Origin of the sequence: Rhizorhabdus sp., assembly GCF_018006725.1 — a bacterium.
Taxonomy (GTDB): Bacteria; Pseudomonadota; Alphaproteobacteria; order Sphingomonadales; family Sphingomonadaceae; genus Rhizorhabdus.
The window spans coordinates 1-11,482 of record NZ_JAGMXV010000158.1; the positions used below are offsets into that span (position 1 = coordinate 1).

Sequence of the window (11,482 nt, forward strand, 5' to 3'; positions counted from 1 at the left end):
GGCTGGGGCTGACCACGCGCAGCGCGCTGGCGGACACCCCCGACGCCGCCCATGCGCTGGCGCGCCATGCGCGGTCTGCCGAAGCCCAGCTCGATGCTCTCCCGGTCGAAGCACTCGAACTCGGCGGCGAAGAGTCGGTCGCCCTGCGCCGCGCCGGGCTCAAGCGGATCGGCGACCTGCGCGCGCGGCCCTCGCAACTGCTGTCCGCCCGCTTCGGCGAGGCCGCCGCCGACCGGCTGGCCCGCGTGGCCGGGGGCCGCGACCTGCGCATCACCCCGCGCCGCGCCGAGCCGGCCCTGCTGCTCGAACGCCGCTTCGCCGAGCCGATCGGCCGCACCGAAGACGCACTGGCCGCGATCGGCGAGCTCATGACGGGCGCCGCGCGGCGGATGGAGGAGGCGCATCGCGGCGGCCGCCGCTTCGAGGCGCAGCTCTATCGCACCGATGGTCTCGTCCGCCGGCTTCGCGTCGAAACCGGCCTGCCGGTGCGCGACCCCGCGACGGTCATGCGGCTGTTCGACGAGCGCCTCGCTGCGCTGGCCGATCCGGTCGATCCGGGCTTCGGCTTCGATCTGGTGCGCCTGGCAGTGCCCCTGTTCGAGGCGATGGCGCCGGTCCAGCTGCCGCTGGAGGGCGGCGCGCTGGCCGAGGGCGAACTGGCGCAGCTGCTCGACCGGCTGTCCACCCGGCTCGGCCGCAACCGGGTCCGACGGCTGGCCCCGCGCGACAGCCATGTCCCCGAGCAGGCGGCTTTCGCCTTCCCCGCGATCGAGGCGGGCCCCGCCGGTCCCTGGCCCGAACCCGAGCGCGGCGAGCCGCCGCTGCGCCCGACCTATTTGTTCGATCCGCCCCAGCCGATCGAGGTGGTGGCGGGCGTTCCCGACGGACCGCCCCAGCGCTTCCGCTGGCGGCGCGAACTGCATGAGGTGACGCTGGCCGAAGGACCCGAGCGGATCGGGTCGCTGTGGTGGAAGCGCGCCGACAATGCCGGGCTCAGCCGCGACTATTATCGGGTCGAGGACCGCAAGGGGCGGCGCTTCTGGCTGTTCCGGCTGGGGCTTTACGAGCGCGAGGCGAACAGCCCCGCCTGGTATATCCACGGCCTGTTCGCATGAGCAGCCAGCCCGGCCCGGTCTTCGCCGAGATGGTGGCGGCGAGCAATTACAGCTTCCTGCGCGGGGCCTCGCCCGCCGAGGACATGGTCTCAGCCGCGCTCGCCGCCGGTCATGTCGGGCTCGGCATCGCCGACCGCAACAGCGTCGCCGGCGTGGTCCGCGCATGGAAGGCGCTGCGCGAGATCAAGGAGGATGCTGCGAAAGAGGGCCTGTCCGATTTTCCCTTCAAAATGGCCACCGGCGCCCGCCTCGTCTTTGCCGACGGCACCCCCGACATCGTCGCCTATCCCGCGACGCGCCATGGCTGGGGGCGGCTGACCCGCCTGCTGACGGTCGGCAACCGGCGCGCGATCAAGGGCGACTGCATATTATTCCTTGCCGACCTGCTCGACCATCTCGACGATCTGCTGCTCGTGGTGATCCCCGATGGGGAGGGGCTGGTGCTGGGGGAGGAAGGCGCCCGGCCGCATCCGAGCTGGCAGGCTTCTCCTCCCGAGGCGGCTAGGCCCTCATCGGACGAGGGCGGCGAAGAGCGGCCCGCTCTGGCGCTGGCGACGGTCGACGGGGTCCGGCTCGAGCCGTCGCCCATGCCCCCGACGGAGGGGCCGCAGGACCGATTGCGGCGGGTGCTGGATCTGCTCAGCCGGGCGGCGCCCGACCGCGTCTGGCTGGGCGTCACCATGCGCTATGCGGGGCGGGATCGTCGCCGGATCGCGAAGCTGGCGCGCCTCGCCAAGGATCTGTCCGTGCCGCTGCTGGCTACCAACGACGCGCTCTACGCCACCCCGACGCAGCGCCAGCTCCACGACATCGTCACCTGCATCCGGCTGGGCCTGAAGATCGAGGAGGCAGGGACGCGCCTCTCGGCCAATGCCGAACGCCATCTGAAGCCGGGGCGGGAGATGGCGCGGCTCTTCGTCGACTATCCGCAGGCGGTGGGCGAAGGCGCGCGCCTGCTCGACCGGGTCGGCTTCGACCTCGAACAACTGAGCTATGTCTATCCGCACGAGCCTGTGCCCGAGGGCTGGACCCCGCAAGCCTGGCTGGAGAAGCTCGTCGCCGACGGGGTCCGCTGGCGCTATGGCGAGGCCCCCGGCCACAAGGTGCTCGACCTTGTCGAGACCGAGCTGAAGCTCGTCCGCAAGGAGCAATATGCCTATTATTTCCTGACGGTGCACGACATCGTCCGCTTCGCGCGCGAGCGGAAGATCCTGTGCCAGGGGCGCGGATCGGCTGCCAATTCGGTGATCTGCTATGTCCTCGGCATCACCGAGGTCGACCCGGTCGCGAACAAGCTGCTCTTCTCGCGCTTCATCTCCGAGGACCGCAAGGAACCGCCCGACATCGACGTCGACTTCGAGCATGAGCGGCGCGAGGAGGTGATGCAATATATCTACGCCCGCTATGGCCGCGACCGCGCCGGGATCGCCGCGACCGTCATCCATTACCGGCCGCGCAGCGCGGTGCGCGAGGTCGCCAAGGTGCTGGGCCTGAGCGAGGATGTCGCCGCCCGGCTGACCTCGACCATCTGGGGCAGCTTTTCGTCGAGTATGGAGGAGAAGCGCTTTCACGAGACCGGCTTCGACCCCGCCAATGTCGAGATCGGGCGGCTCAACATGCTGGTCGCGCAGCTGCTGACCTTCCCGCGCCATCTGTCGCAGCATGTCGGCGGCTTCATCCTGACCGAGGACCGGCTCGACGAGACCGTCCCGATCCACAATGCCGCGATGGACGACCGCACCTTCATCGAATGGGACAAGGACGACATCGACGCGCTGAAGCTTATGAAGGTCGATATCCTCGCGCTCGGCATGCTGACCTGCATCCGCAAGGCCTTCGCGCTGATCGAGACCCATATCGGCCGCCAATATACGCTGGCAACGATCCCGCCTGACCAGCCCGACGTCTATGACATGCTCTGCACCGGCGACAGCATCGGCGTCTTCCAGGTGGAGAGCCGCGCGCAGATCAACATGCTGCCGCGCCTGCGCCCGCGCGAGCTGTACGACCTCGTCATCCAGGTCGCGATCGTGCGGCCGGGGCCGATCCAGGGGGGCATGGTCCACCCCTATCTGCGGCGGCGGCAGAAGCTGGAGGCGGTCGTCTTTCCTTCGCCGGCACCGCCCCATGATCCGGACGAACTGCGCGAGGTGCTCGGCAAGACGCTGGGCGTGCCGCTGTTCCAGGAACAGGCGATGAAGCTGGCGATCGTGGCGGCGGGGTTCAGCGATGCCGAAGCGAACCGGCTGCGCCGCGCGATGGCAACCTTCCGCAATGTCGGCACCATGCCGACCTTCGAGCGCAAGATGGTCGAGGGCATGGTCGATCGCGGCTATCCGCGCGAGTTTGCCGAACGCTGCTTCGAACAGATCAAGGGCTTCGGCAGCTATGGCTTTCCCGAGAGCCACGCCCAGTCCTTCGCGCTGCTCGTCTATGCCTCCTCCTATCTCAAATGCCGCTATCCGGCGGTGTTCGCCTGCGCGCTGCTCAACGCCCAGCCGATGGGTTTCTACGCGCCCGCGCAGATCGTCCGCGACGCGCGCGAACATGGCGTCGAGATCCGGGCGATCGACATCAACCGCAGTGGCTGGGACAACAGCCTCGAAGGGCCGCCCGACCGGCTGGCGCTGCGTATCGGCCTGCGCCAGGTCGACAGCTTTCGCGAGGCCTGGGCCGAGGCGATCGTCGCCGCGCGCGGGCAGGGGCCGTTCGCGAGCATCGAGGATCTGGCCCGCCGCGCCGATCTGCCGCGCCGCGCGCTGCGTCTTCTGGCCGATGCCGACGCGTTCCGCTCGATCGGCCTCGACCGCCGCGCGGCCCTGTGGGAGGCGCGCCGGACGCCCGATGGCGAACTGCCGCTGTTCGCTGCCGCGCGTGCGCGCGAACTGGGCGAGGAACCCGACGCGCAGCTGCCCGCCATGCCGCTGTCCGAGCATGTCGCGGCCGATTACCAGCTGACCCGCCTGTCGCTGAAGGGGCACCCGATGCAGTTTCTGCGCGACCTGTTCCGGCGCGAAGGCGTGCTCAGCTGCGCGGAGGCATCGGCGGCGCGCAACGGGTCGCGGGCGAAGGTCGCCGGGGTCGTGCTGGTCCGCCAGCGGCCGGGCGAGGGCAAGGCGATCTTCGTCACGCTGGAGGACGAGACCGGCGTCACCAATGTCCTGCTGTGGGCGCGGACCTTCGAGGTGCAGCGGCGGCAGGTGATGGCGTCGCGGCTGATGCTGGTCGAGGGCGAGATCCAGCGCAGTCCTGAGGGGGTGGTCCACCTGATGGGCGCGATCGTCCATGATCGCAGCGCCGAACTCGACCGCCTGTCCGAGGACCATCGCACCGAGATCGAGCTGTCGCGCGCCGACGTGTTCGAGCATCCGCAGATGCCGCGCCACACGGTCCCGCGCGGCCGCCATCCGCGCGATGTCCGCATCCTGCCGCGCTCGCGCGACTTCCACTGATCCATCGCATTTCGGCAAGGCAGGGCCGAGCCGCCACTTAGCGCTTTGCGGGGCCGGGCGGCTTTGGCAGATCGGCGCCCGGCTAGCGGAAGGGGGAGCAATGAGCGGCTATCGGGCCATCGCACTGACCGCATCGATCCCCGTGTTCATGCAATATCTCGACGCCACCGCGATCACCACCGCGCTGCCGGCGATCGCGGCCGACCTGCGCGTCGCGCCGATCGACCTGAACGTCGCGATCCTGGCCTATCAGTTGGCCCTCGTCGTGTTCATCCCGCTGGGCGGCGTGCTCGCCAACCGCATCGGCGCGCGCAACGCCTTCATCGCCTCGCTGTTGCTGTTCATGGTGGGCGCGGTCGCAAGCGCCATGGCCTGGTCGCTGGGTACGCTGGTCGCGGCGCGCGCGCTGCAGGGCATCGGCGGCGCGATCATGATCCCGGTGTCGCGGCTGCTGGTCCTGCGCTCGGCCGAACGGCACGAACTGATCAGCGCGATGAACTGGCTCGTCATCCCCGGCATCGTCGGCCCGCTGATCGGCCCGGCGCTGGGCGGCTTCCTCGTCAGCTATGCGTCGTGGCACATGATCTTCCTCGTCAACCTGCCGATGGCGCTGCTCGGGGTGGTGATGAGCCTGTGGCTCGTGCCCGACCGGCGCGATGAAGAGGGCGAGGCCTTCGACGCGCGCGGGACGGTGATCGTCGCCATCCTGATCGTCTCGCTCGTCATCGGCCTGAGCGGCGTGACCGGCCAGGTCGCGCCTGCGGTCACGATCGCGACGCTGCTCGTCTCAGTCGCCACGGCGCTGCTCTATCTGCGCCATCATCGCCGGGCCGAGGCCCCGATCATCGACCTGACCCTCTGGGCGATCCCCAGCTTCCGCCTCTCCATGCTGTCCGGCACCCTGATCCGCTGCCTGTTCGGCGCCCATGCCTTCCTGCTGCCCTTGTGGTTCCAGCTCGCTATGGGGTTCGAAGCCGCGAAGACCGGCGTGATGCTCGCGGCAGGCACGGTCGGGGTGCTGGTCAGTCGGCTGGTCGGCGGTCCGCTCATCGCCCGGTCGCACCCGCGCAGCGTGTCGGTGGGCGGCGGAATCGTCTTCGCGCTGTCGCTGCTCGGCACGGCCTTCCTGCGCGCGGACCTGCCGCTGCCGCTCTTCTATCTGCTGATCTTCGGGCAGGGTTTCGGGCTGGCGCTGGCGATGCTGGTGATCGGTCCGGCCGCCTATGTCGAGGTGCCGGCGGAGCGCATGGCGGCGGCCACCGGCTTCTATTCGACCGTCCAGCAGCTGACCTTGTCGCTGGGCGTGATCACCGGGGTCTGGTCGCTCGCCGCGATGCGCTGGCTGACCCATGCGACGCCCTATGACAATCGCGCCTATGCGGGCAGCATGCTGCTCCTGGCGCTGCTGGCACTGGGTGCGGTCATGCTCAACCGCCGGTTCGAGCCCGATGCGATCGTGTCGTTGCGGCCCGTGCGCGCGGCCCGGGGCGACTGAACCGGTTCAGCGGCTCTCGAAAAAGTCGCCTTCCTTGAGGCCCGCACGCAGGCCGTCGACGCTGTAGAGCCATTCGATCGCCTGGACGTCGCCGTCGAGCGTGGCGCGCCAGAAGGCGATGCTGGTGGCGATCACCGTGTTGCGGACATGCGCGGGCGGCTCCCCGTTGAGCATCGAGGCGAAGGTCTGTCCGGCGAACATTTCGTGGGTGGCGCCCTTCAGAACCAGCAGGAATTTGTCCCCGGCCGGCATCAGCCGGAACGGCTCCTGACGCTGCTCGGCCGTGATCGGGATGACTGTCGGCACCGCATCCTCGGTCCCCGTGATCGACAGGAAGGGGATGTGGATGCGCGAGAAGGCGACCTCGGGTGATCCGACCAGCGGCGGGGAGGGGCTGAGCGCGAGAGCGGCGCGGACCTTCAGGTCGACCAGCGGCGGCTCGATGGGAAAGGGGAAGATCTGCCCCGAAACCGCCTGCACCGTCTGCGCACCGAAGCTGTGCCCCGCGATGCCGATCCGGCGCTGGTCGATCCGGCGCAGGTCGCAGATGCCCTCCTCGCGCCTTATACCCAGTTCGCGGATCACGAAGCGCATGTCGCGCGCCCGCGCGATCAACTGCTGGCTGCCCAGCGCGGCGCGAAAGCCAGGCTTGCCGAAGATCGCACTGTCGCTGCCGCGATGCTGGATATTGATGACGGCATAGCCCGCCTCGGCCCAGGCATTGGCCCAGATCGTGCCGGCATCGAGTGAGCCGCCGAGACCATGGCTGTAGAGGATGACGCCCACCTTCTCGGCACCGGCAGGCATGCGGATACGGATCGGGATCGGCCGCTCGCGGCTGGGATCGACCCAGACGCCCTCGCACAGGGTGATCGGTCCCATCGCCTGCGCTGCCGTCGTGCCGAGCAGGGCGAGACCAGCGGCGAGGACGGTACGAAAAATACGCGCGAACATCATCGCTCATCCGTGGCGGAAAAAGGGGATTCGAACCAGCCCGCACACAAAAAAGAAGGGCCCCGCAAAGCGGAGCCCTTCGATTGCCGTATCGTCCTTCGGATCAGAAGGAGAAGCGGACGCCGACGCGGATCGCATAGAGCGACTGGCTCGCATAGATCGTGTCGGTCGGGTTGGTGAACTGCGAATATTGGTACTGGGCGCAGGGCTGCGACGAGCTGGTTGCCTTCGTTCCCTGACCGTTGGCATTGCCCGGGGTCGTCAGGCAGGCCACGCGGACCGGCGAGACGTTGTACGGGAAGATATATTCGCGGATCTGACCCCACTTCTTGTTGATCAGATTGGTGAAGTTTTCAACGTCGGCGAAGAAGGTGACCTTCGAGTCACCCAGGCCGGTCGGAACCTCCTGCGACAGGTGAAGATCGAAACGCGTGAACCACTTCGAGTTGAAGCCGTTCCGGGGCGCGATCTTGCCCTGATATTTGTTCAGGCCCGAATTGCGGATGAAGTTCTCGAACGCAGCCTGCGTCGCCGCCGAGTCATAGGAGACGAGCGGATCGCCACCGATGGTCGGGACGTAGAGCAGGTAGCGCGAGCCGCTGCCGGTCGTACCGAACACCGGGCTGCGGCCCGACGCCGGATCGAACATCGTGTAGCTGTAGGGACGACCGATGCGGGTTTCGCCGAACAGCGAGATTGTGGTCTTGTTGTCGCCGAAGAACTCCCGTTCGAACGACAGGTTGTACTTGATATTGTACTTCACCTGGTCGTTGGAGATGCCATAGGCCGCGCCGTTTGCGTCGAAGAAGGCACCGTTGCCATAGTTGGACGAAGCAGTCGAAGACGTTGCTGGCGCCTGGTCCTTGATGTCCTGCCAGGTGAAGCGCAGGCCCGCCGACAGACCGAAGTCCCACGACTTGTCGACGCGTGCCACCGCGACGTAGCTGCGACCCTTCTTGGTGTTGGTCAGGTACAGATCCGAGTTGTTGTCGGCGAAGCCCAGCGAGGTGATGCTGGTGTAGCGCTGACGACCGTCCGGGGTCAGCGAACCGACGATCGGCACCGAACGGATATCGGTGAAGAAGACCTGGTTGCGGACCTTCGAATAGAGGAAGTCCACACCGAATTGCCAATCGTCACCCAGGAAGCCGAGATCCGCCCGATAGTCGGTCGACAGCGTGGCGCGCCACTGCGACGGGATCTTGAACGAGGGATCGACCGCGTTGGTCGACGAGTTCGCAACGATGCTCCCATTGGCGATATACTGGTTCACCGCGCCGGGGATCGAGTTGCCTGCGACGTTGATCAGCGCTGCCGTGCCGACTGCGGTCGCTGCAGCGCCGGTCAGACCGGGGACGCTGAAACCGCCGTTGTTCAGCATGCGGATCGTCTGGTTGTTCGACAGTACGCCGGTGTTGGAGAAGCTGTTCGAGAAATAGACGTCCGGCGCGCCGCCGCCGAAGATGCCGCCGCCACCGCGGACCGACAGGCGCGAACTGGGTTTCCAGTCGAAGCCGAGGCGCGGCTGAAGCAAACCGCGACCGCTCAGATAGGCGGCGTTGTTGAAGCCGTAGCGCGCGACGAAGTTCGGGTTGACCGTCGGACGGCTGCTGCCGCCATAAAGGTCGTAGCGAAGACCATAGGACAGGCTGAAGGTCGGATCGGGGCGCCAGGTGTCCTGCAGGCCGAAGGCGTAGGACTGATAGCGGAACCGGGCCGCTGCGTCATTCGGATCGAGCGACGGAATGGCGTTCTGATAGACCAGCTGCTGCGCGTTGCCGGCGGCAAAGTCGGCGAGCGAGTCGAAATAATAGTTACCTGCGGTATTCTGCAGGAACAGGTTGAACACCTTCACGTCCGTGAAATCGACGAACGCGCGAATGTCATGATCGCCGCGGTTCAGGCGGGCGAGGAACGAACCGCCATAGGTGCGGGTGTTCAGCGCGTTCGACTGGCGCGAGTTGTCGGGGCCGATCGAGACAACCGGAACGCCGTTCGGGCAGTTGGTCGCTTCCGTCGTGCCGGTGCCGGTGCCAGTGCTGCGGTCCGAGGTGGGCGCGGTGCAGACGCGGAACTGGGCGAAGCCACGGCCGAGCAGCGGGTCCTGCAGGCGGACATATTTCTTGTAGAAGCCGCGCGCTTCGGTCGAGAAATCGTCCGACCAGTCGGAGTTGATCTGGACCACGCCGGTCTGGAGCTTGTTGCCCTGAACATAGGCGTTGGACGACAGACCCAGCGCCGGCTGCACATTGCCGCTGTTGGTGTTGTTCGTCAGGACGATTTCGTCCTTCGCATAGGCGTAAGTGAAGGAGAGACGCTGCGTTTCGGACAGGTTGGCGTCGATCTTGGCGACGAGGCGGTCGTCCTTGTCACCATTGGTATCGACGACGCCGCCGGCGTCGTAATTGTAGCGGCTCTTGGCAGTCGAGACGACCTGATCGACCAGGGCCTGAGTCAGGTTGGGGATCGCGGTGCCGGCGTTGTTTTCCAGCGAGCCTTCGGCGATCGGGCGCGGTGCGCGGATGCGCTCCCCGGCGATCATGAAAAACAGCTTGTCCTTGATGATCGGACCCGACAGCTCGGCGCCATAGTTCTTGTACTTGAAGTTCGGCAGGGTCACGCGGCCGGTGGGCACGCCGGGGCCAGCCTTGGTCTTCTTGCCGCTCAGCTCATCAGACGAATAGGCGTAGAAGCCGGTGCCCTGGAAGTCGTTGGTGCCCGAGCGCAGGACGATGTTGATCACGCCGCCCTGGAAATTGCCTTCGCGCACATCATAGGGCGCGACCTTGGTCTGGAACTGGCCGACCGCGTCCAGCGGAATCGGCGAACGGCGGCTGGGGAGGCCGTCGGGGTTCAGGCCGAAATTGTCGGTGATCGGCACGCCGTCCACGGTGAAGCGGTTGAAGCGCGCATTCTGACCGGCGAACGAAACGGCGCGGCCGCCCGAGGGGGTGTCGTCGAGACGGGCGAACGGGTCGCGGCGCATTAGGTCGCGGATGTCGCGGTTGATAGTTGCGATCTTGGCAACGTCGGACGAGGTCAGCACGGTTGCCGGACCCTGCGAGACGGTACGCGCATTCTTGATGCTGCTGGCGGTGACCACGATCTCCTGGCCGCCGACTTCGGTCAGTTCGATCGGCAGCGTGTAGGGCTGGCCGATGAAGGTGTTGATATCGGTAACCTGGGCATTGGTATAGCCGCTGGCCGAAACCGTGACGCTGAATGGGCCGCCGATGCGCAGACCGTTGGCGTTGAAATTGCCTGCCGCGTCGGTGGTCAAAGTCGATTTGGTGCCCGACGGCACGTGAAGGATCGTCACCGTCGCGCCCGCGACCGGGGCGCCGTTCGACGTCACCGTGCCCGAGATGGACGACGTGGTTTCCTGAGCATGCGCCGGCGCGGATGCGACCATGGCGATGGCAAGCGCGCCCACCGCGCTGCCGAGCGAAAAATTACGCATTCCAAATGTCCCCTTTGGACGCCAACAATTGGCATTTGTGCGGCGCACAAGAATCACGGGCGGTTCTACCGCAATCCGTCACCGGCCGTGCTCCCGTGGCGCGGTGTTTATGCCCCGTTTATTACCGTTCCGTGGCACATTCTTCAACTGGGCCAAAGACCTTCAGTCCTGTCAGTAAAAGCCCGAAAAATGGCGCTGCAACGCATGATTTGACACGCTACCGTAACTTTACGGGGCCTCGTTTTTCCTCCTTTCGGCGTCACATGGCGTGGAAGTGATTCGTGACGAAACTGTCAAAGAGCTGAACGGCGCGGACGATGATCGCCAAGGATGGGACGGGCTTGGAACGATCCGAAGGTGCATCACATGATCCCTCCGGCATCGCCCCGGCAGCGATGCCGGGCTACCGGCCCTCCGATGCCCATAGCCGTCTTGCACCCCCGCGTCGGGATGGTGCACGGTCTGCAAAATGTCGCTGGCATCTAGGAAGAGGATCGGATCCGGATGAAGATCATCGTGACCGGAGGTTTGGGCGCGCTCGGGCGGTCTGTCGTGGCGGAGCTTGCCACGCGGGGTCATGAGGTCGCTGTCGTCGACGTGGCGACGCCGTCGGGAGAGACGCCGGGGGCCATCACCATAGGGGGCGTCGACCTGACCGACGAGGCTGCGGTGCAGGCCGCTTATGCCACGATCGCCGAACGCCTGGGCGGCATAGACGGTCTGGTCAACGTCGCCGGTGGTTTCCTGTGGGAGACGGTCGCGGACGGCAGCCTCGACAGCTGGGACCGCATGTATCGTCTCAACCTGCGCACGGCGGTGATCTCTTCGCGCGCAGCGGCAGCGCATATGCAGGCTGGCGGCGCGATCGTGAACATCGGGGCGGCGGCCGCCGGCAACGCCGCAATGGGCATGGCGCCCTATGCGGCGTCGAAAGCGGGCATCAAGGCCTTTACCGAGAGCTTCGCTGACGAACTCAAGAGCCGGTCGATCCGGGTCAATGCGGTGC

The 11,482-nt window shown here is 66.8% G+C and carries 6 protein-coding genes; 4 read left to right on the forward strand and 2 right to left on the reverse strand.

Annotation, left to right across the window (positions count from 1 at the left end; all coding sequences use genetic code 11):
* From KAY22_RS18730 to KAY22_RS18740, 3 genes are all read left to right on the forward strand, one after another.
* Positions 1–1,115 (forward strand): DNA polymerase Y family protein (locus tag KAY22_RS18730; RefSeq protein WP_296624811.1); only part of this gene is annotated, 1,115 nt, incomplete at its 5' end.
* On the forward strand, positions 1,112–4,567 hold the full coding sequence (locus KAY22_RS18735) for an error-prone DNA polymerase (RefSeq protein ID WP_296624812.1): 3,456 nt from the start codon (positions 1,112–1,114) through the stop codon (positions 4,565–4,567). The genes KAY22_RS18730 and KAY22_RS18735, both read left to right, overlap by 4 nt.
* Before the next feature lie 100 nt (positions 4,568–4,667).
* Positions 4,668–6,062 carry an MFS transporter gene (locus KAY22_RS18740; RefSeq protein ID WP_296624813.1) on the forward strand — a complete coding sequence of 465 codons (1,395 nt, stop codon included), beginning with the start codon at positions 4,668–4,670 and terminating at the stop codon, positions 6,060–6,062.
* Between the two features lie 6 nt (positions 6,063–6,068).
* Here KAY22_RS18740 and KAY22_RS18745 read toward each other — a convergent pair whose 3' ends face one another.
* Together KAY22_RS18745 and KAY22_RS18750 are read right to left on the reverse strand one after the other, a co-directional pair.
* Positions 6,069–7,019 carry a dienelactone hydrolase gene (locus KAY22_RS18745; RefSeq protein ID WP_296624814.1) on the reverse strand — a complete coding sequence of 317 codons (951 nt, stop codon included), beginning with the start codon at positions 7,017–7,019 and terminating at the stop codon, positions 6,069–6,071.
* Positions 7,020–7,119: 100 nt separating this feature from the next.
* Complete coding sequence (locus tag KAY22_RS18750; protein ID WP_296624815.1) at positions 7,120–10,476, reverse strand: TonB-dependent receptor; 3,357 nt, start codon at positions 10,474–10,476, stop codon at positions 7,120–7,122.
* A 504-nt stretch (positions 10,477–10,980) separates the two neighbouring features.
* Between KAY22_RS18750 and KAY22_RS18755 the strand changes: the two genes are divergently transcribed.
* Positions 10,981–11,482, forward strand: a 502-nt coding sequence (locus KAY22_RS18755) for an SDR family NAD(P)-dependent oxidoreductase (RefSeq protein ID WP_296624816.1), incomplete at its 3' end; no start/stop codon positions are given.

Coding starts and splice junctions, on each gene's coding strand:
- KAY22_RS18745 (WP_296624814.1), bottom strand. CDS start 7,019: ATGATGTTCGCGCGTATTTTTCGTACCGTCCTCGCCGCTGGTCTCGCC.
- KAY22_RS18735 (WP_296624812.1), top strand. CDS start 1,112: ATGAGCAGCCAGCCCGGCCCGGTCTTCGCCGAGATGGTGGCGGCGAGC.
- KAY22_RS18740 (WP_296624813.1), top strand. CDS start 4,668: ATGAGCGGCTATCGGGCCATCGCACTGACCGCATCGATCCCCGTGTTC.
- KAY22_RS18750 (WP_296624815.1), bottom strand. CDS start 10,476: ATGCGTAATTTTTCGCTCGGCAGCGCGGTGGGCGCGCTTGCCATCGCC.